The sequence below is a fragment of the Pseudoalteromonas shioyasakiensis genome, assembly GCF_019134595.1.
In the GTDB taxonomy this organism is placed as follows: Bacteria; Pseudomonadota; Gammaproteobacteria; order Enterobacterales; family Alteromonadaceae; genus Pseudoalteromonas; species Pseudoalteromonas shioyasakiensis_A.
On the sequence record NZ_CP077770.1, the window covers coordinates 1 to 20,946 of the forward strand.

The following is a 20,946-nucleotide window of genomic DNA, read 5'->3' on the forward strand; positions in this document are numbered from 1 at the left end:
GTGTATCTGTCGGTTTGGCAAAGTTGTTTATATGTATTGCAAGATGAATTGCCTTCACAGCAATTCAGTATGTGGGTAAGACCACTTCAAGCAGAAAGTACCGAAGATACGTTGACTATATATGCACCTAACCGTTTTGTTTTGGATTGGGTGAGAGAAAAGTATTTAAACCGTATTAATGAACTACTCGTTGAAATTTGTGGTGATGAAGCACCTGAATTACGTTTTGATGTTGGTAGTAAACCTATTTTAAATGCCCAAGTGGCATCAGCACCGGCTGCAGCAGAAACAAGCGCATCTATTCCACAACAAGCTGCTGAAAAGCAACAGCCAAAACCTGAAAAATCAGCGGTCGAACCTGCACCAAAATCAGGTTATAAATCAAACATTAAAGAAAATTACACCTTTGATAGCTTTGTTGAAGGTAAATCAAACCAACTAGCAAAAGCTGCAGCAACTCAAGTTGCAGATAACCCAGGTTCAGCATTTAACCCTGTATTTATATACGGTGGTACTGGCTTAGGTAAAACTCACTTATTACACGCAGTTGGTAACGGTATTATGGCTAATAAGCCAGACGCGAAAATTGTTTATATGCACTCAGAGCGATTTGTGCAAGACATGGTTAAAGCGCTACAAAATAATGCCATAGAAGAGTTTAAACGTTATTACCGAAGTGTTGATGCATTGATGATCGATGACATTCAATTTTTCGCTAATAAAGAACGCTCACAAGAAGAGTTCTTTCATACCTTCAACGCTTTACTTGAAGGAAATCAACAAATTATCTTAACTTCAGACCGCTATCCAAAAGAGATAGAAGGGGTTGAAGATCGCCTTAAATCACGTTTTGGTTGGGGCTTAACAATTGCTATTGAGCCGCCAGAACTTGAAACGCGCGTTGCTATTTTGATGAAAAAAGCGCAGCAAAGTAAAATAAATTTACCTCACGAAGTTGCCTTTTTTATCGCGAAAAAATTACGCTCAAATGTGCGTGAATTAGAAGGGGCGTTAAACCGCGTTATAGCTAATGCAAACTTTACTGGTCGTCCGATTTCGATCGACTTTGTAAAAGAAGCGCTACGTGACTTACTTGCGCTGCAAGATAAACTGGTAACGATAGATAATATTCAACGTACTGTTGCTGAGTATTACCGTATTCGTGTATCAGATTTACTATCTAAGCGTCGTAGCCGCTCAGTAGCAAGACCACGTCAAGTGGCCATGGCATTATCAAAAGAACTTACAAATCACAGTTTACCTGAGATTGGCGACGCCTTCGGTGGTCGTGATCATACAACTGTATTACACGCTTGTCGTAAAGTTAAATCACTACGTGATGAAAGCCACGAAGTGAAAGAAGATTATCAAAACTTAATAAGAACCTTGTCATCTTAAGGCCGACTTTATTATGCAAATAACAATATCAAGAGAGCAATTTTTAAAACCTTTAGTTCAAGTGTCTGGTGCGATTGAGCGTAAGCACACCTTACCGATTTTATCGAACGTACTGTTAGTTGTTGAAAACGGACAACTTTCGATGACGGGGACCGATCTTGAAATTGAGTTAGTGGCGAGTGTGTTTGTCGGTGAAGATACCACAGATACGCAATTAACTTTACCAGCTAAAAAGTTACTCGATATTTGTAAAAGTTTACCTGATGGCTCAGACCTTACGTTAAGTAGCCAAGATCATCAGTTACTACTAACAAGTGGTAAAAGTCGTTTTTCTTTAACTACGCTGGCCGCTGAAGATTTTCCGAATCTTGAGCAGTGGGATGGTGAAGTTGAGTTTCAACTAACGCGTTTAGAATTGCGTAAACTTTTAGAGAGCACGCACTTTTCTATGGCGAATCAAGACGTACGTTATTACTTAAACGGTATGTCATTTGAAGTTGATAACGCAGATATTAAAACAGTGGCTACAGATGGTCACCGTTTGGCAATTGCACAAAAGCAATTACCACAGTCTTTAAATACACAGCGTCAGTTAATTATTCCACGTAAAGGTGTGCAAGAAATTATGCGCCTAATGGTGGCTGATGATGAACTAGTAACTATTCAATTTGGTGCTAACCACATTCGTATTATTGATACTGAGTTTACATTTACTAGTAAACTAGTTGATGGTCGTTTCCCTGATTATCGTCGAGTATTGCCGCGTGGTGGTGACAAAGTAATTACTGCTAATCGTGAATGGATACGCAGTGCTTTCCAACGTGTGTCTATTTTATCGAATGAAAAGTTCCGTGGTGTACGTTTAAACTTGTCTGAAGGTTTATTAAAAATTACTGCAAACAACCCTGAGCAAGAACAAGCTGAAGAGGTGGTTGAAGTAATGTACCAAGGCGGCGAACTTGAAATTGGCTTTAACGTTTCTTATGTACTTGATGTACTTAATACATTAAAAACAGAAGATGTAACCTTTACACTTGCAGACTCTAATAGCAGTGCGCTAATTGAAGGTGCAGGTGACGAAGAAGCTATGTACGTTGTAATGCCGATGCGCCTATAAGCTTATATGAGTTTAAGTCATTTAAGCCTCAATAATTTTCGGAATATTGAGGCGCTGACACTTGAGCCTGTTAATGGCATAAACATTATCTATGGTGAAAATGGCAGCGGAAAAACCAGTCTCCTTGAGGCGATATATTTCCTTTCTCACGGTAAATCATTTCGTACCGCCAAACATAAAAATATCATTCAGCACCAACAAGACAAGTTTGTGATTCATGGTCGCAAAGCGTTGCATGATTTGTCTATTCCGATTGGTATAAGTAAAAACCAAGCGGGTGAAACATCTTTAAAGATTCAGGGTAAAACGAGCCGTAAAATTTCTGAATTAGCTCAGCTAGTGCCGGTGCAAGTTATTACTCCAGAAAGCTATTCGTTGTTTTTTGGCGGCCCAAAAGAACGTAGAAAATTTCTCGATTTAGGATTGTTCCACGTGGAACATGACTTTTTTTATCTGTGGCAGTCTTTTAATAAAGTACTAAAACAACGTAATGCTTTATTAAAAAGTAAACCTCGAGATTATTTCGAACAGATCAAGTTTTGGGATAAAGAATTTGTTAGACTAGCTGAACAAATAAATAATCTAAGAATCGCGTATATAAGTAGGTTTAAGCAGCAGTTTTTTGATAAAATGTGTGCAGAATTAACGCTTGTAAGCGATTTAGAAATTAACTTTCATGCGGGTTGGAAAGAGAGTGAAACGCTCTCTGAGGCGCTTGAGCAAAGCTTTGAACGTGATGCCAAACAAGGTTTCACAAGTAAAGGTCCGCATAAAGCTGATTTTAGTTTTAGTGTTTCTGGTAACAGTGTAGAAAATACATTTTCTCGCGGTCAATTGAAGCTCTTGCTTTATGCGTTAAAAGTAACGCAAAATAGCTTAATTGAGTCAGAAACAGATAAGCAATCTATATTGCTAATAGATGACTTACCTTCAGAACTGGGTGAAGATACAAAAGAAAAAGTGGGTCAGCTTTTGACTCATTGCGATTCGCAACTTTTTATCTCATCGATTTTATCTGAAAGTATTTCTGCTGTGGTGGAACCCATGCAACGAGAACTAAAAATGTTCCACGTGAAACATGGCAACCTAATAACAAGATAAGTGGGATTAACCATGTCTGAGAATTACGATTCGTCGAGTATTAAAGTACTTAAAGGATTAGACGCAGTAAGAAAGCGTCCAGGAATGTATATAGGGGACACCGATGACGGTACAGGCCTACACCACATGGTGTTTGAGGTTGTTGATAACTCTATCGATGAAGCCTTAGCTGGTCATTGTGATGATATTTTTGTAACGATTCACTTAGACGGTTCAGTCTCTGTAAGAGATAACGGTCGTGGTATTCCTACATCTATTCACGAAGAAGAAGGTGTTTCAGCGGCTGAAGTTATCATGACGGTACTTCACGCTGGTGGTAAGTTCGATGATAACTCATATAAAGTATCAGGTGGCTTACACGGTGTAGGTGTTTCGGTAGTAAATGCACTATCAGAAAAACTACAGCTGACCATTCGTCGTGAAGGCAAAATTCACCAACAAACATATACTATGGGTGTACCAGATGCGCCATTAGCTGTAATTGGTGACGCAACAGACACTGGTACTGAATTACGTTTCTGGCCAAGTGGTGAAACATTCACTGACCTTAACTTTCACTACGATATTTTAGCAAAGCGTCTACGTGAGCTTTCGTTCTTGAACTCTGGTGTAAGTATCATTCTTACAGATGAGCGCGAAGAATCTAAGAATGACCACTTCAAATATGAGGGTGGTATTCAAGCATTCGTAGAATATCTAAACCGTAATAAAACACCTGTACATAAAAGTGTTTTCCACTTTACCCATGAGCGTGAAGAAGACGGTATTAGTGTAGAAGTTTCAATGCAGTGGAACGATGGCTTCCAAGAAAGCATTTACTGTTTCACAAACAATATTCCACAACGTGATGGTGGTACGCACTTAGCTGGCTTTAGAGCGGCATTAACGCGTACGCTAAATAACTACATGGAAAAAGAAGGCTTTAACAAAAAAGCGAAAACAACCAGCAATGCAACGGGTGATGATGCTCGTGAAGGTTTAACCGCGGTTGTAAGTGTTAAAGTTCCTGACCCTAAGTTCTCATCGCAAACTAAAGACAAACTAGTATCAAGTGAAGTTAAGTCTGCTGTAGAACAAGCAATGGCAGAAAAACTAACAGAGTTCTTATTAGAAAACCCTGTAGATGCTAAAACAGTTGTTGGCAAAATTATTGATGCGGCACGAGCTCGTGAAGCAGCGCGTAAAGCACGTGAAATGACACGTCGCAAAGGTGCTATGGATTTAGCTGGTTTACCAGGTAAATTGGCAGACTGCCAAGAAAAAGATCCAGCACTTTCTGAACTATACATAGTGGAGGGTGACTCTGCAGGTGGTTCAGCTAAGCAGGGTCGTAACCGTAAAAACCAAGCTATCTTGCCACTTAAAGGTAAGATTCTTAACGTTGAAAAAGCGCGCTTTGATAAGATGCTTTCTTCTCAAGAAGTAGCAACTCTAATCACAGCTCTAGGTTGTGGTATTGGTCGTGATGAATATGACCCAGAAAAACTACGTTATCATCGTATCATTATCATGACCGATGCGGACGTGGATGGTTCTCACATTCGTACCTTACTACTGACTTTCTTCTACCGTCAAATGCCAGAGATTGTAGAAAAAGGCTTTATCTATATTGCGCAACCACCACTTTATAAAGTGAAAAAAGGTAAGCAAGAACGCTACATTAAAGATGATCCAGCGCTTGTTGATTACTTAACGTCATTAGCATTAAATAATGCTGCACTTTATACAAGTGAAGGTGCATCTGCACTTGAAGGTGAAGAATTAGAAAGAATTGTTCACGATTATCAAAATACAGTTAAAGTGATTGAGCGCTTAAAACGTAAATATCCAAATTCGGTTATGGAACGTTTAATCTATCAAAGCGAAATTACCGAAGCTGATTTAGCAGATGAAGCAAAAGTTAAAGAGTGGACTAACACTCTTGTTGACGACTTAATTGCACGTGATGAAGATGCAACTATCTTCCACGCGGGTACTGAGCACGATACTGAGCGCAACATGTATTATCCTGTTGTGAATATTCGCCAGCATGGTGTGGATAAAGCACATGTACTAAACCATGACTTCATCACATCGCGTGACTACAAACGCATTGCAGCGACAGGCGTAAACATTGCTAACTTACTTGAAGAAGGGGCATATGTTCAACGCGGTGAGAAAACTCTTGCTGTTGATAACTTTGTGGATGCATTAGAGTGGTTAATTAATGAGTCGAAGCGTGGTCTTTATATTCAACGCTATAAAGGACTCGGTGAGATGAACCCTGATCAGCTTTGGGAAACCACTATGGACCCAGGTGCACGTCGCATGTTGAAAGTAACAATTGAAGATGCAGTAGCTGCAGACCAATTGTTCGCGACTCTGATGGGTGACCAAGTTGAGCCGCGTCGTGACTTCATCGAAACGAATGCGCTACGTGTAGTTAACCTAGACGTATAAAGCTAAATTAAGAATTAAAAAGGAGCCAACTGGCTCCTTTTTTTATTGCTGAAAAAGCACAAACTGCTTAAAACCTTACTGCACACAAGGTATACTGAGAGCAATTTTCAGACTAAACGCACCAGATACTATAAGCCAAATATGCAAAAATATGACGTTAAAACCTTTCAAGGTTTGATCCTGGCTTTACAGGACTATTGGGCACAGCAAGGCTGTGTGATTGCTCAACCACTCGATATGGAAGTGGGAGCAGGGACATTTCATCCGTTAACTTTCTTAAAGTCGATTGGCCCAGAGCCAATGTCGAGCGCGTATGTTCAACCATGCCGCCGTCCAACTGATGGTCGTTATGGTGAAAACCCGAACCGTTTACAGCACTACTACCAATTCCAAGTAGTATTAAAGCCTTCACCAGAAAACATTCAGGAGCTTTATTTAGGCTCTTTAGCTGCTGTTGGTATTGATACACTAACAGATGAAGTTCGCTTCGTAGAAGACAACTGGGAGTCGCCTACATTAGGTGCTTGGGGTCTAGGTTGGGAGATCTGGTTAAACGGCATGGAAGTAACTCAGTTCACTTACTTCCAGCAAGTAGGTGGCTTAGAGTGCTCACCAGTAACCGGTGAAATCACTTACGGTCTTGAGCGTTTAGCAATGTATATTCAGGGCGTAGATAGTATCTATGACCTAGTATGGGCAGACGGCCCTATGGGACGTGTGACATACGGTGATGTATTCCATCAAAATGAAGTAGAGCAGTCAGCTTATAACTTCGAACAAGCGGATGTTGAGTTCTTATTTGCACAGTTCGATCACTGTGAAAAAGAAAGCGAAAAGCTAATTGAAGCAGGCTTACCATTACCTGCTTATGAGCAAGTAATGAAAGCATCACATGCGTTTAACTTATTAGACGCTCGTCACGCTATCTCAGTAACAGAACGTCAACGTTATATCTTACGTGTTCGTGCTTTATCTAAAGCGTGTGCGCAAAGTTACTATGATGCCCGTGAAGCTCTTGGTTTCCCGCTTTGTAAGGATTAAGAATTAGCATGTCAGCAGAAAATTTATTAGTAGAAATTGGCACTGAAGAGCTGCCACCGAAAGCACTTCGTAAACTTGCTGAGTCGTTTGCTGAGAACTTAGCAGCTGAGCTTGCAAGCTTAGAATTAAATCACCAAGGCGTTAACTGGTACGCATCACCACGTCGCTTAGGTTTGCGTGTTACTGCACTTGAAGCAAAACAAAGTGACAAGGTTGTAGAAAAGCGTGGTCCTGCAGTTGCAGCCGCTTTTGATGCCGATGGTAATCCAACAAAAGCAGCAATGGGTTGGGCTCGTGGTTGTGGTATCGATGTAAGCGATGCTCAAACACTAGAAACAGATAAAGGCGCTTGGTTATTACATAAAGCACAGGTTGAAGGTCAAGCAACTACATCGCTTATGAGTGATGCTGTAAACAAAGCACTTGCTAAATTACCTATCCCTAAACCAATGCGTTGGGGTGCAAATAAAACACAATTTATTCGCCCAGTGCACACAGCGACTATTTTATTTGGTAGCACGCTAATTGAAGGCGAAATCCTTGGTAAGCAAGTTGGCAACCAATTACAAGGTCACCGTTTCCATCATCCAGAAAAAGTAACAATCAACCACGCTGATGATGTGTTTGATGTTCTTAAATCTGCTTACGTTGTCGCTGACTTCGAAGCGCGTAAAGCACAAATTCGCGAACAGATTGAAGCAGCAGCTAGCGCTGTAAATGCAAAAGTAGCGATGGATCAAGACTTACTTGAAGAAGTAACATCGTTGGTTGAATGGCCAGTAACGCTGACAGCAACATTCGAAGAAGCATTCTTAGATGTTCCTTCAGAAGCGCTTATCTATACTATGAAGGACGACCAAAAGTACTTCCCGTTATTAGACCAAGATGGCAACTTACTTAACAAGTTCCTATTTGTTTCTAATATCGAAAGTAAAGATCCAAGCGTGGTAATTGCTGGTAACGAAAAAGTTGTTCGTCCTCGTTTAGCTGATGCACAGTTCTTCTACGAAACAGATAAGAAGAAAACGCTAGAGAGCCGTTTAGAGTCACTAGATACTGTTTTATTCCAAAAGCAACTTGGTACGCTGAAAGACAAATCAGAGCGTATTAGTGAACTTGCAGGTTACATTGCTGAGCAATTAGGTGCCGATGCCGAGCTTGCTAAGCGAGCAGGTTTATTAAGTAAAACAGACTTAATGACCGAAATGGTTATGGAATTTACCGACGTACAAGGTGTAATGGGTATGCATTACGCTCGTCACGATGGTGAAGCAGAAGAAGTTGCACTCGCGCAAAATGAACAATATATGCCACGCTTCGCGGGTGATAACTTACCAACAAATGTGATCAGCTGTGCGGTCGCAATTGCAGATAAGTTTGATACGCTGGTGGGTATTTTTGGTATTGGTCAAGCGCCAAAAGGCGACAAAGACCCATTCGCACTTCGCCGTGCTGCAATTGGTGCACTACGCATCATGGTTGAAAAATCATTACCGCTAGATATTTTAGATCTTGTTGCTAAGTCACAAACGCTATTCGATGAAAAGCTAACGAACCTAAACGTATCAACTGATGTATTTGAGTTTATGCTAGGTCGTTTCCGCGCATGGTATCAAGATGAAGGTATCGAAGTTGATGTGATCCAAGCCGTACTAGCTCGTCGTCCAACTAAACCAGTTGATTTCGACCGTCGTGTTAAAGCGGTAAGTCACTTCCGTACATTAGACGCAGCAGAAGCGCTTGCAGCAGCAAATAAACGTGTTAGTAATATCTTGGCTAAAAATGACATCACAACACAAGGTGATGTAAATGAGAGCCTATTAAGCGATGACGCAGAAAAAGTATTAGCGTCACACGTTGCTAAGTTTGCAACTGAGCTTGCACCTTTATATGCAAATGGCGATTACCAAGAAGCATTATCACAACTTGCAGGTATCCGTGAGAGTGTTGATAACTTCTTCGATAACGTCATGGTAATGGCCGATGACGAAGCGGTTAAACAAAACCGTTTAGCATTATTAAGCCAACTAAGCCGTCTGTTTTTAGATATTGCTGATATTTCTGTACTTCAGAAGTAAGCAGTAGCCAATTAATAAAAGCCAGCTCAGTGCTGGCTTTTTTGTAGCAAAAGGAACAGTAATGAAACGTGTAATTACTTTAGCATTAGCGGGCTTATTAACTGCCTGTTCTAGCCAAATGCAAATGCCAAGCATCGACGATATTCTGCCAAGTAAAGAGCTTGACCGTACTATGTACTTACGTGGTGACTTTACCTTGTGGGATGCCGAGCCTCAGTATCAGTTAGAGCAAGTTGCACCGGGCATATTCCAAACCGAAGTAAAGTTTTCAACACCTGGTAAAGTTTATGAATTCAAAGTAGCGGATGCTGATTTTAGCGAAGGCTATAACTGTGGTTACAGTGATATGGACCCAGCAGGGCAATCATTGGTTCTAGGGCAAGCAGCCAATGCCGACTGTAATACCATCTACAATTATTTCAGCTTTAAACCCGCTGCAAAAGGCGTGTATGTCGTGAGCTTTGATTACCGCAATAGTAATCAACCAAAAGTGACAGTAACGAAGAAATAGCTTTAAGCTTTCAGCTGTCAGCTTTAAGCCGATCGAGTGAGCGTTGAAAATAGTTATAAGGACATGACATGAGTAAGAAAGGTTGGAATGAAGGGATAGTGATCAACGGAGTAACTTTCCCTTCTGATGAGTTGAATAGAAAGCAGGATGCTGACTTATTAACAAAAATTCTTACAAGAAGATCTAATGTCATCTCTCAAAGTGCTAATAAATCATCCTATGTGATAAATGTAAATGCTGAGTGGGGAGCTGGAAAAACCTACTTTATAAAAAGGTGGGCTGAAGATTTAAAGTATGATTATCCAGTTGTTTACATCGATGCATGGTCTAATGACTTTATGGACTCACCAATTATTACAGTATTGGCTGAAATCCAAGAGCAGCTTTTAGATAGCATTAATAAAAGTTGTTTACCTAGAGATAAGAAAAAGCGTTTTAAAAATATTGGGATCTCAATATTACCAAAAATATTAGCCGCGCTCGTTAAACGCTATGGTGGCTTTGATATTGAAGACTTATTTGTTGAAGAGTCTAGTGAAGAAAGCGAGAAACCTGCATCAACAAATAAAACATTGGATCTCTCAGCTGCTATGGAGGCTATGGCGACACAAGCGTTTAAAGAGCATAGTGATTATAAATCTGGTGTAAAAGAGCTAAAAGCCACGATTAAAGAACTTATTAAGTTCGCCGTGGATAACCCCAAGAACTCTTTAAGTGTGAACAAGCGAAGTTACCCTGCATTTATATTTATAGACGAACTTGATAGATGTCGACCAACCTACGCAGTTGAAATGCTTGAGGCAATTAAGCATATATTTGATATTGAAGGACTTGTAATCGTCGTTTCAACTCATACAGAAGAGCTACAACACACAATAAAAGCTCTTTATGGAAATAACTTTAATGCTGATAGTTACCTGAGACGTTTCTTTGACACTAAATATCATTTAGATGTAACTGTTTCACCAAGCCTGCTTGAAATAAATAGTGATTTTTCAATATTGAATCATGATGACTTGAATGAAAAAAATATCTTACTATTCCCATTTATATCTCAAAATAATGAATGCTTAAAACGTCAAGTATCATCACTTCTTGTGAGTATTTCTAATTGGAAAAAGCTACCCCCAAGATCATCAATTCAATTAGCTAATAGGTTACTAACATCTATAGAGTTAATTGATAACGAAAAGTCTATAGATATTGTAGTGCTATCGGTTTTGCTATGTTTGTATATGTTTAGCAAAAGTGAATATGACTATCTTTACTCAACCTTATGTGGAAAGAAATTTAATTTTGATCATAATGCAACGACATTAAGAGTCTCAGGAGAACAGCTCAATATTCCAAATAGCTTAGAAAAAATGACCTCAAATTCTAATAACTTTTATAGCTTTAAACAGCTACTCAACTTATCGGGTTATGATAAGCAAGCACTTTTAAGGTTTGAGAAAAATTTCTCCGATACCAGTATTTATACATATTTCAAAGACTTTTCAGAAGTATTAAATCGAGAGGATTCTATACGTAATGTTGGTTTTTTAAATACTTTTAATTACGATGGGAGAGGAAGTATAAGCGATTCGCAGCTACTACAGGCATACATGACCTTCTTCGGAATACACAAAGTTTCCCTAGAATATTATTTAGATTTAATCAATTTAACAAATAAACTTTCTGATAGCTGATAGCTGATAGCTGATAGCTGATAGCTGATAGCTGATAGCTGATAGCTGATAGCTGATAGCTGATAGCTGATAGCTGATAGCTGATAGCTGATAGCTCGTTACAACCCTTTCTTCACTAAGTATCGATACGGTGCTTGTTCTACATCTTTTGCCACGAGAGTGTGATCCATAAAGGTACAAAAGCTTGGAATATCGCGGGTGGTTGATGGGTCATCGGCGATGATAAGTAAGGTTTCGCCATCTTTCATTTTACGTACTGCACCGCGCACCATCATCACGGGTTCTGGACAACGAAGGCCAAGTGCATCTAATTGGTGATCGGGATTATCAAAACTCATGGCTGACCTTTTAGGTGAAAGAGACGAATAATAAGCAGCTATTTTAACTTTCTATTGCCGCTAGTTTCAATAAGCGAAAGCAAAGCAAATAAAAAAGGCGCACTGAAAAAATCAGTGCGCCTTTTTATCACCAAGATGTTTGGTGTGAGCTCGTTATTCCACGCGCTCAAATACAGTTGCAATACCTTGGCCTAAACCAATACACATAGTTGCTAGGCCGTATTTAGCGTTCTTGTCTTCCATTAGGTGAACAAGCGTTGTGCTAATACGTGAACCAGAACAACCTAGTGGGTGACCAAGTGCAATTGCACCACCATTTAGGTTAACTTTTTCGTCTACCACATCCATCAGACCTAAGTCTTTTAACACAGGTAGAGATTGCGCTGCGAATGCCTCGTTAAGCTCTGCAACATCGATATCGTCAATAGTGATACCTGCTTGTTGAAGTGCTTTTTGCGATGCAGGAACAGGGCCGTAACCCATGATTGATGGATCGCAACCTGCAACAGCCATTGATTTAATACGCGCACGAATTGGTAAACCAAGCTCTTTTGCTTTCTCTTCGCTCATTACAAGCATTGCTGATGCGCCGTCAGAAAGTGCAGAAGAAGTACCTGCTGTTACGCTACCTGATGCTGGATTGAATACAGGGCGTAGTTGCGATAAGCCTTCAACAGTTGTCTCAGGACGGATTACTTCATCGTCTTCAACTAAGATTAAAGAACCATCTGCATCGTGACCTTCCATTGCTAGGATTTCACGACGGAAACGACCTTCAACAGTTGCCGCGTGTGCACGTTGGTGTGAGCGGTAAGCAAATTCGTCTTGTTGCTCGCGGCTAATGCCATGAAGCGTAGCAAGGTATTCTGCAGTTAAACCCATTACGCCAGCAGCTTGTGCTACAGACGTTGATAAACCAGGGTGAAAATCATTACCGTGAGTCATAGGTACGTGACCCATGTGCTCAACACCACCAATGATGTAGGTATCACCAGCGCCAGTCATAATAGCGCGTGCAGCATCGTGTAATGCTTGCATTGATGAACCACATAAACGGTTAACAGTGACAGCTGGTACTGAGTGAGGGATACCGGCTAGTAGTGCTGCGTTACGAGCAATGTTAAAACCTTGCTCTAAAGTTTGCTGTACACAGCCCCAGTAAATATCATCAATTGATGCTGGATCAACGGCTGGGTTACGGTCTAACAAACCTTTCATTAAGTGAGCACTTAAATCTTCCGCACGCTTGTTTTTGAATACGCCGTTCTTTGAACGACCCATTGGTGTGCGGATACAATCTACGATTACTGGATTATTCATGTTTCTTATCCTTCCACCTTATAGAATACACGGCCTTCTTCGGCCCACTTGCGAGTTTCATCTGATACTTGGTAAATCGCACCTAAATGAGCGTACTTGTCTGCTGTCGCAACAAAGTTCGCTAAACCAGTTTGATCTAAGTAACGGAATGCACCGCCTCTAAATGGAGGGAAACCAATGCCGTAAATTAGCGCCATGTCAGCTTCTTGTGGAGACGCTACGATACCTTCTTGTAAACAAAGTAGTACTTCGTTGATCATCGGGATCATACAACGGTCAATGATTTCTTGTTTATCGAAATCTTTAGGTGCATCAGTGATAGCACTTAGTAACTCTGTTGCTGTAGCATCTTTTGCTTTTTTCAGGCGACCACGACGGTCTGGCGCGTACTGGTAAAAACCTGCACCATTTTTCTGACCAAAGCGTTTTTCGTTTGCAAATACAGTAACTGGGTCTTTATCTTGGCGAGCCATACGCTCAGGGAAACCGTCAGCCATAACACCTGTACAGTGGTAAGCTGTATCGATACCTACAACATCAAGAAGATAGGCAGGACCCATTGGCCAACCAAATACATTTTCCATTACTTTATCTACTTTAGTGAAGTCAGCACCTTCAACTACAAGTTTGCTGAAACCTGCAAAGTAAGGGAATAGTACGCGGTTTACAAAGAAACCAGGACAGTCGTTTACAACGATTGGTGATTTACCAAGTTTTAATGCGTAATCAACAACCGCATTAATTGTTGCTTCTGATGTTTTTTCACCACGAATGATTTCTACTAATGGCATTTTTGGCACTGGGTTAAAGAAGTGCATACCACAGAAGTTTTCTGGTTTTTCAAGTGCTGATGCTAACTCGTCAATACGAATTGTTGAGGTATTTGAAGTTAGGATAGTGCCCGCTGGTAAGTCTTTTTCAAGACCCGCAAGAACGGCTTGCTTAACTTTAGGGTTTTCAACCACAGCTTCAACAACGATGTCTGCGCTTTGTAAGTCTGCATCGTTTAGCGTTGGTTTGATTTTGCCTAAGGTAGCAACCATCTTATCCATCGCCATATGGCCACGTTGTACTTTTTTGCCAAGTAGCTTAGATGCTTCGCCCATACCTAAATCAAGTGCATCTTGATTGATGTCTTTCATGATAATAGGTGTGCCTTTATAAGCAGACTGGTATGCAATACCGCCGCCCATAATACCAGCGCCTAATACAGCGGCTTGTTTGATCTCAAGTTCACTGTGTTTAGCTTGCTTCTTCGCTTTACCTTTAATGTATTGGTCAGCTAAGAAAATACCTGTTTGCGCCGCAGCTTCGCTTGTTGCTGCTAATTTAGCAAAGTTAGTGTTTTCAATCGCCATTGCTTCAGCGCGTTCACAGTTTGCTGCAGCTTTGATTGTTTTTACAGCCATAACAGGTGCTGGGTAGTGACCTTTTGTCTGACCCATTACCATGCCTTCAGCCATCGCAAAGCTCATACCTTGCTCAACACGGTTCATTTTCAGTGGCTGTAATTTTACTTGTCGTTTTGCTTGCCAATCTAGCTTGCCAGCAATTGCTTGCTCAAGTGTTGCAATACTTGACTCTAAAAGTTTGTCAGCACTAACTACCGCATCAAATGCACCTACTTTTAGGGCATCAGCAGCGCGGTTTTCTTTACCTGTAGTGATCCATGTCATCGCATTATCAGCGCCAATAAGGCGTGGAAGGCGAACTGTACCACCAAAACCAGGCATAATGCCTAGTTTAACTTCAGGTAGGCCAATTTTAGCGTTAGAGCTAGCAACGCGATAATCGGTAGCAAGTGCCCACTCACATCCACCGCCAAGCGCCATGCCGTTTACAGCACTTAGCGTTGGGAAAGGTAAATCTTCAATAGCATCAAAAACGTCAGTTGCATTTTTGATCCATGCAACAAGTTCTTCTTGAGGCTTTGTGAAGGTAGGTAAAAATTCGAAAATGTCGGCACCGATAATGAAATGATCTTTATCGCTGGTGAACACCATGCCTTTGATATCTGAGTTTGTTGCCAATTCTTTTAATGCTAAAGCGCAATCTTGCAAGGTTTGCTGCGAAAGTTTATTTACTGAGCCGTCTGCACAGAACTTAAACTCGGCGATGTTGTCCTTGATGAAAGCAACTTCAAATGAATCGCTTTTGTATAACATTATTATTCTCCCTAGTTTATTAACTAAGACTGGTACGATGAGTTTGCATTTCAATCAGTGTGCTTGCTTTAAAATTAAAATGCAACGAAAAATTTACTGCGCTTTATCGCGATTGGTTAAAATATAGCTGGTTTGGTGCTAAGGTGTAGCAGAAGTTTTTTGTTATTAATTCTTTAATTTTTTTTAAAGGTCATCATGAAAAAACAACTCCTTGGTTGGACAGCTGCCGCATTACTTTTTCCTTTTTTTGCAGCTGAAGCCAACGATAAACATGACGCTTTTTTAAAAGCAGAAAAAAAGGCGCGTTACGGTGATTATCAAGACATGAAAGAGGCGGCAAATGGTCTTGATCACCCGTTGAAACCTTATGTCGAAAAGGCTTATTGGCAACGCAACCCGAGTCTTAAACACCAGACAGAAATCGAGAACTATCTTAATGTCTACCAAAACACGCCACTGGAATGGCCTGTACGTAAGGCATGGCTTAACTACTTAAAAAAGTACAACAAAAAAGCGGCTTATATTCGTAACTATCGCGAAACAAGCAATAACGAATTAACCTGTCCTTATTTAAGTTTTCAACTGGACTTAGGTGCGCCTGAAAAAGCCATCATGAATCAAGTTACTGATTTATGGGTGGTAGGAAAATCACAACCAAAAGAGTGTGATAAGTTGTTCTCTCTTTGGAAGAAAAAAGGTTATCAGACCGAAGAGCGTGTTTGGCAGCGCATTAGCTTGGCTGCCGAAGGTGGCTCATCAAGCTTAATTCCATACTTAAAAACATTACTGCCTCGTGCAGACCAATACTTAGCTGATTTATATTTAAAGGTACGCAAAGATCCTAGTGCTTCAGCGGGCCTTTATCGCTACAAGAAAAAATCTGCTAAAGAAGGGCAGATTGCGATTTATGGAGTTAAGCGCCTAGTATGGCGAGATAAAGACCTTGCACTGCGTGCCTGGGAAAAGCTCGAAACCATGTTCGATTACACTGATGAGCAAAAAGCGGATGTTTACTACAGTTTTGCATTGTCGCTTGCTTCAAGTGGCCACCAGCAAGCGCGCTTTTGGTTAAATAAAGTGCCTAAAGACCGTCAAACTAGAAAGTTAATGCAATGGCAACTTGGCAATATGTTAGAGAGACAAGATTGGTCTGGCATTGTGGCGTTTTTTACCGGTAAAGAAAACCTGAGCCTAGGTCAACAATATTGGTTAGCATATAGCTTAAATCAACGTGGTGAAGTCGAGCGTGCTCGTGAAATCTGGCAAACAGTGGCTAAAGAGCGTGATTATTATGGCTTTTTAGCATCTGCACGCTTGGGTATCCCGGTTAGTTTAAATAACAAAGACATTAATATTAGTAATAAGCTAAAGCTTGAAGTAGCCAATGCTCCAGGCTTTAAGCGAGCTCGCGCATTATATGAGCTTGAGCGCTTTACATCTGCGCGTCGTGAGTGGAATTATTTAACGGATACATCAACCAAAGAAGAAAAGCTTGCTGCGTCATTGCTTGCAGCTGAACTTGATTGGTACGACAGTACTATCTACACCTTGGCGCAAATAAAAGAGTGGGATTATGTCGACTTACGTTTCCCATTTGCGTTTAAAGATGTGTTTGCCACTTATAGTAATCGTAGTCATATTGATGTTGCTTGGAGTATTGCAATTTCTCGCCGTGAAAGTTCTTTTGCGCCCGATGCGCGCTCTCATGCCAATGCCCATGGTTTAATGCAGTTGTTGCCAAGCACTGCTAAATATATGAATAAGAGTTCAGTGTCGCGTAGGCAGTTATATCAGCCTCGTACTAATATTCGTCTTGGTAGCGAGTATTTGCAGTATTTGAAAAAGAAAAATCATGGCAACGAAATCCTCGCAACGGCTTCTTATAATGCGGGTTACCATCGTATTAAACGCTGGATCCCAGAGCAAGCTATGCCAGCGGAACTGTGGATTGAGTTAATTCCTTTCACCGAAACACGTAACTACGTTAAGAATGTGTTTGCCTACAGACAGGTTTATCACACTCGATTAGGACGCGACGGCAATGTCTTAGCGCCAATCCTTGATATGTCGATGGGCGGTTAAACTCGATTTGTCACACTATCCTCCGTCAGTTGGGGGATGGTGCTGGCTATGATAGACTTCTAACAAGTTAAATTTACTAAAGATGGGTTTACTATGGATAAATTAGCGGTGCTATACGCCGAACATATTGCAACCTTGCAACAACGCACTCGAACAATTACAGAGCGTGAAGGTTTAGAAGGGTTAGTAATTCACTCAGGTCAGGCTAAACGCCAGTTTTTAGATGACATGTATTATCCGTTTAAGGTGAATCCGCAATTTAAAGCTTGGTTACCAGTGATCGATAACCCACATTGCTGGATTGTGGTTGATGGTGCATCTAAGCCGAAACTGATTTTTTATCGTCCTGTGGACTTTTGGCATAAAGTACCTGACGAACCACGTGATTTTTGGGCTGAGTATTTTGATATTGAATTATTAGTACAGCCAGATCAGGTAGAAAAGCTACTTCCTTACGACAAAGAAAAATTTGCCTATATCGGTGAATACCTAGAAGTAGCACAAGCGCTGGGCTTTAGCATTATGAACCCAGAACCCGTGATGAACTACTTGCATTTTCATCGTGCTTATAAAACACAGTACGAGCTTGAGTGTTTACGTCAAGCTAACCGTATCGCGGTAGATGGCCACAAAGCAGCACGTGATACGTTTTTTGCTGGTGGTTCTGAGTTTGATATTCAGCAAGCTTACCTTATGGCTACGCGTCAAAGTGAAAACGAAATGCCTTACGGCAATATCGTTGCACTAAATGAGAACTGTGCAATTTTACATTACACGCATTTTGAACCAAAAGCGCCGCAAACGCATCACTCTTTCCTTATTGACGCTGGTGCAAACTTTAATGGTTATGCAGCTGATATCACACGTACTTATGACTTTAAAAAGTCAGGTGAATTTAGCGATTTAATTAAAGTAATGACTGAACACCAAATCGCTTTAGGTAAAGCATTAAAACCTGGCTTGTTATACGGTGAATTACATTTAGATTGTCACCAGCGTGTAGCGCAAGTGCTAAGCGACTTTAATATTGTGAAGTTACCTGCGGCTGAAATTGTTGAACGCGGTATTACGTCGACGTTCTTCCCGCATGGTCTTGGTCATCACCTTGGTTTACAAGTTCACGATATGGGTGGTTTTATGGCTGATGATACAGGTGCGCACCAAGCACCACCTGAAGGTCATCCGTTCCTACGTTGCACTCGTTTAATCGAAAAGAACCAAGTATTTACTATTGAACCTGGTTTATACTTTATCGACTCGTTATTAGGTGACCTTGCGCAAACTGACAACAAACAGTTTATTAACTGGGAAAAAGTTGAAGAGTTTAAGCCATTTGGCGGTATCCGTATTGAAGATAATATTATCGTTCATGAAGATAGCCTAGAAAACATGACCCGTGATCTACACTTAGATTAACGATAAAGGTTAGTGAATATCGGGGCCAATAGGCCCCATTTTTTTAGATAAGCAATTATGTCTGAATACCAATATCCGGCTGAGCCGGTTTTTTACCAAGAAGAAATCAAAAAAAGCACCTTTATTGTGCATATTGCCCACACCCCAGATCTTGCGGCAGCAAAAGCCTTTATCAAAGAAATTCAAGATAAATACAGCGATGCTCGTCATAATTGCTGGGCACATGTTGCAGGTAACCCCGGTGGCAGTCATGTGTATGGTTTTTCTGATGATGGCGAGCCTAATGGCACGGCTGGTAAGCCAATGCTTAATGTATTAACAGGCTCTGGTATTGGTGAAATTACAGCGGTGGTAACCCGTTATTTCGGGGGCATCAAGCTTGGTACAGGTGGGCTAGTTCGCGCTTACGGCGGTAGTTTAAATAATGCCATGCGCGAGCTTAAAACCATTACCAAAGTACCGAGTGTTGAGCTGGTTGGCCAAAGTGATTACAGCGTACAAGGTGCAATCGAGCAGTTATTAAAAAGTCAGTATCAGGTGCTAAATATCGAAAAACAATTTGCAGAGAACATCACATGGCACATTGAAATCGATAGCCGTCAAGCACAGCAAGCGATTGATGATATCCATGAATTGACTCATGGCGAAGTTAGCCTAAAAGTCAGAAAAGTTTGAAATGTAAAAATAATACATTCCGTTTACTTACAATTAAGGCTGTAAGACAATAAACTGTATTAGCTAAACATTTAATAAGAAAGCGATACGCCTAGATGCAATTTCGTACCATAATAAAAATTCTCGGCCAGCTGGTGGCGTTATTTAGTATCACTATGGTGCCTCCGGCACTGGTGTCTTTGATCTACAAAGACGGTGGTGGTGTGCCATTCGTTCTCGCTTTCATCTTTAGTGTTGTTATTGGTTTAGCTGCTTATTATCCAAACCGTCATGAACATGGTGATCTTAAAGCCCGTGAAGGCTTCTTGATTGTAGTCTTGTTCTGGCTGGTACTAGGTACCTTCGCTGCGGTGCCTTTAGTGTTCTTACAAGAACCTAATCTTTCCTTAGCTGACTCTGTATTTGAGGCCTTTTCAGGGCTGACAACGACAGGGGCTACCGTACTTACGGGCATAGAATACCTACCTAAATCAGTCCTCTTTTATCGCCAGCAACTGCAATGGTTAGGTGGTATGGGGATCATCGTACTCGCGGTCGCGGTACTGCCTATGCTAGGGGTCGGTGGTATGCAGCTATACCGTGCAGAAACCCCCGGTCCGGTTAAAGACTCAAAAATGACGCCGCGTATTGCCGATACTGCAAAGCACCTTTGGTATATCTATGTATCGCTGACGATTGCTTGTACGCTTGCGTACTGGGCTGCAGGTATGGATTGGTTTGATGCAATATGTCATGCGTTCTCTACAATTGCGATTGGTGGTTTCTCTACCTACGATGCATCAATGGGGCAGTTTGATAGCCCATTAATTAACTTTATTTGCGTCGTGTTTTTGTTGATCGCAGCCATTAACTTCTCGCTGCATTATGCCGCTGTATCGTCGCGCAATATTCGTGTTTATTTACGCGACCCTGAATTTAAAGTGTTCTTATTGATTCAATTAGCATTGGTCATTGTCTGCTTTACTGTGCTGTCATCAAATAATATTTATGCCGATGGTGATGAGACTCTCGATCAAGCTATGTTCCAAGCGGTATCAATGAGTACCACTGCGGGCTTTGCGACTGATAACTTCTCTGCATGGCCATTGTTCTTACCTATTTTACTTATCTTCTCAAGTTTTATTGGTGGCTGTGCCGGGTCTACCGGTGGTGGTATGAAGGTCGTGCGGGTGTTCTTACTTTACTTACAAGGTATTCGTGAGCTCAATCGTCTAGTGCATCCAAGGGCTATTTATTCAATTAAATTAGGCCGAAAAGCACTCCCAGATAAAGTTGTAGAAGCTGTTTGGGGCTTCTTCTCTGCGTATGCTTTAGTGTTTGTCATTATTATGTTGGCGCTAATGGGCACCGGCATGGATAACATCAGTGCATTCTCAGCAACAGCTGCTTGCTTAAATAACTTAGGCCCAGGTTTAGGCGAAGTCGCTGCTCATTACGGAGCGATTTCTGATACGGCAAAATGGCTACTTACTATTGCGATGGTATTTGGTCGTTTAGAAATATTCACCCTGTTAGTGTTGTTTACGCCAACCTTCTGGCGAGGCTAACAAAAGCAAGGTGACTATCTAGAAGTGGAG

General features: G+C 41.1%; 15 protein-coding genes. 12 read left to right on the forward strand and 3 right to left on the reverse strand.

All coding sequences use genetic code 11. The features are described 5' to 3' along the window. The 8 genes from dnaA (at position 1) to KQP93_RS00040 (ending at position 11,373) form a co-directional block, all read left to right on the forward strand. A complete protein-coding gene (gene dnaA, locus KQP93_RS00005; RefSeq protein WP_217875399.1) occupies positions 1 to 1,398 on the forward strand; it encodes a chromosomal replication initiator protein DnaA in 1,398 nt (465 codons plus the stop codon). A 13-nt stretch (positions 1,399 to 1,411) separates the two neighbouring features. Then, positions 1,412 to 2,515, forward strand: a complete 1,104-nt coding sequence (gene dnaN, locus KQP93_RS00010) for a DNA polymerase III subunit beta (RefSeq protein ID WP_217875400.1) — start codon at positions 1,412 to 1,414, stop codon at positions 2,513 to 2,515. 6 nt (positions 2,516 to 2,521) lie between these two features. Then, a complete protein-coding gene (gene recF / locus KQP93_RS00015) occupies positions 2,522 to 3,616 on the forward strand; it encodes a DNA replication/repair protein RecF (protein WP_054563761.1) in 1,095 nt (364 codons plus the stop codon). A gap of 12 nt (positions 3,617 to 3,628) precedes the next feature. Further along, positions 3,629 to 6,055, forward strand: coding sequence for a DNA topoisomerase (ATP-hydrolyzing) subunit B (gene gyrB, locus KQP93_RS00020; RefSeq protein ID WP_217875401.1), 2,427 nt, complete (start codon positions 3,629 to 3,631; stop codon positions 6,053 to 6,055). 141 nt (positions 6,056 to 6,196) lie between these two features. Continuing rightward, positions 6,197 to 7,096: a glycine--tRNA ligase subunit alpha gene (gene glyQ, locus KQP93_RS00025; protein ID WP_054554789.1), complete on the forward strand. Its 900-nt coding sequence runs from the start codon at positions 6,197 to 6,199 to the stop codon at positions 7,094 to 7,096. Positions 7,097 to 7,104: 8 nt separating this feature from the next. Continuing rightward, on the forward strand, positions 7,105 to 9,174 hold the full coding sequence (glyS, locus tag KQP93_RS00030) for a glycine--tRNA ligase subunit beta (RefSeq protein WP_217875402.1): 2,070 nt from the start codon (positions 7,105 to 7,107) through the stop codon (positions 9,172 to 9,174). A gap of 61 nt (positions 9,175 to 9,235) precedes the next feature. Next, the gene (locus KQP93_RS00035) at positions 9,236 to 9,685 is read left to right on the forward strand and encodes a hypothetical protein (RefSeq protein ID WP_058583678.1); all 450 of its coding nucleotides are present in this window, start codon (positions 9,236 to 9,238) and stop codon (positions 9,683 to 9,685) included. Between the two features lie 68 nt (positions 9,686 to 9,753). Beyond that, positions 9,754 to 11,373 (forward strand): KAP family P-loop NTPase fold protein, encoded by a 1,620-nt coding sequence (locus tag KQP93_RS00040; RefSeq protein ID WP_217875403.1) that lies wholly within the window; start codon positions 9,754 to 9,756, stop codon positions 11,371 to 11,373. Positions 11,374 to 11,471: 98 nt separating this feature from the next. On the opposite strand, the gene tusA is transcribed toward KQP93_RS00040, so the two are convergent. The 3 genes from tusA to fadB form a co-directional block, all read right to left on the reverse strand. Then, positions 11,472 to 11,711, reverse strand: a complete 240-nt coding sequence (gene tusA / locus KQP93_RS00045) for a sulfurtransferase TusA (RefSeq protein ID WP_054554785.1) — start codon at positions 11,709 to 11,711, stop codon at positions 11,472 to 11,474. A 153-nt stretch (positions 11,712 to 11,864) separates the two neighbouring features. Then, on the reverse strand, positions 11,865 to 13,031 hold the full coding sequence (gene fadA, locus KQP93_RS00050) for an acetyl-CoA C-acyltransferase FadA (RefSeq protein WP_062568452.1): 1,167 nt from the start codon (positions 13,029 to 13,031) through the stop codon (positions 11,865 to 11,867). Between the two features lie 5 nt (positions 13,032 to 13,036). Then, the gene (gene fadB / locus KQP93_RS00055) at positions 13,037 to 15,196 is read right to left on the reverse strand and encodes a fatty acid oxidation complex subunit alpha FadB (protein ID WP_217875404.1); all 2,160 of its coding nucleotides are present in this window, start codon (positions 15,194 to 15,196) and stop codon (positions 13,037 to 13,039) included. A gap of 195 nt (positions 15,197 to 15,391) precedes the next feature. Between fadB and KQP93_RS00060 the strand changes: the two genes are divergently transcribed. The 4 genes from KQP93_RS00060 (at position 15,392) to KQP93_RS00075 (ending at position 20,916) form a co-directional block, all read left to right on the forward strand. After that, positions 15,392 to 17,278, forward strand: a complete 1,887-nt coding sequence (locus KQP93_RS00060) for a transglycosylase SLT domain-containing protein (RefSeq protein ID WP_217875405.1) — start codon at positions 15,392 to 15,394, stop codon at positions 17,276 to 17,278. 93 nt (positions 17,279 to 17,371) lie between these two features. Then, positions 17,372 to 18,694 (forward strand): Xaa-Pro dipeptidase, encoded by a 1,323-nt coding sequence (gene pepQ / locus KQP93_RS00065; protein ID WP_058583681.1) that lies wholly within the window; start codon positions 17,372 to 17,374, stop codon positions 18,692 to 18,694. A gap of 57 nt (positions 18,695 to 18,751) precedes the next feature. After that, on the forward strand, positions 18,752 to 19,369 hold the full coding sequence (locus KQP93_RS00070; RefSeq protein ID WP_217875406.1) for a YigZ family protein: 618 nt from the start codon (positions 18,752 to 18,754) through the stop codon (positions 19,367 to 19,369). Positions 19,370 to 19,464: 95 nt separating this feature from the next. Further along, on the forward strand, positions 19,465 to 20,916 hold the full coding sequence (locus tag KQP93_RS00075; RefSeq protein WP_054554779.1) for a TrkH family potassium uptake protein: 1,452 nt from the start codon (positions 19,465 to 19,467) through the stop codon (positions 20,914 to 20,916). Positions 20,917 to 20,946: the final 30 nt, after the last annotated feature.

Excerpts from the sequence above, each read along its gene's own strand:
- KQP93_RS00070 (WP_217875406.1), top strand. The coding sequence starts at position 18,752 with ATGTCTGAATACCAATATCCGGCTGAGCCGGTTTTTTACCAAGAAGAA.
- glyQ (WP_054554789.1), top strand. The coding sequence starts at position 6,197 with ATGCAAAAATATGACGTTAAAACCTTTCAAGGTTTGATCCTGGCTTTA.
- KQP93_RS00040 (WP_217875403.1), top strand. The coding sequence starts at position 9,754 with ATGAGTAAGAAAGGTTGGAATGAAGGGATAGTGATCAACGGAGTAACT.
- dnaN (WP_217875400.1), top strand. The coding sequence starts at position 1,412 with ATGCAAATAACAATATCAAGAGAGCAATTTTTAAAACCTTTAGTTCAA.
- recF (WP_054563761.1), top strand. The coding sequence starts at position 2,522 with ATGAGTTTAAGTCATTTAAGCCTCAATAATTTTCGGAATATTGAGGCG.
- KQP93_RS00035 (WP_058583678.1), top strand. The coding sequence starts at position 9,236 with ATGAAACGTGTAATTACTTTAGCATTAGCGGGCTTATTAACTGCCTGT.
- KQP93_RS00060 (WP_217875405.1), top strand. The coding sequence starts at position 15,392 with ATGAAAAAACAACTCCTTGGTTGGACAGCTGCCGCATTACTTTTTCCT.
- pepQ (WP_058583681.1), top strand. The coding sequence starts at position 17,372 with ATGGATAAATTAGCGGTGCTATACGCCGAACATATTGCAACCTTGCAA.
- KQP93_RS00075 (WP_054554779.1), top strand. The coding sequence starts at position 19,465 with ATGCAATTTCGTACCATAATAAAAATTCTCGGCCAGCTGGTGGCGTTA.
- gyrB (WP_217875401.1), top strand. The coding sequence starts at position 3,629 with ATGTCTGAGAATTACGATTCGTCGAGTATTAAAGTACTTAAAGGATTA.
- glyS (WP_217875402.1), top strand. The coding sequence starts at position 7,105 with ATGTCAGCAGAAAATTTATTAGTAGAAATTGGCACTGAAGAGCTGCCA.
- fadB (WP_217875404.1), bottom strand. The coding sequence starts at position 15,196 with ATGTTATACAAAAGCGATTCATTTGAAGTTGCTTTCATCAAGGACAAC.
- fadA (WP_062568452.1), bottom strand. The coding sequence starts at position 13,031 with ATGAATAATCCAGTAATCGTAGATTGTATCCGCACACCAATGGGTCGT.
- tusA (WP_054554785.1), bottom strand. The coding sequence starts at position 11,711 with ATGAGTTTTGATAATCCCGATCACCAATTAGATGCACTTGGCCTTCGT.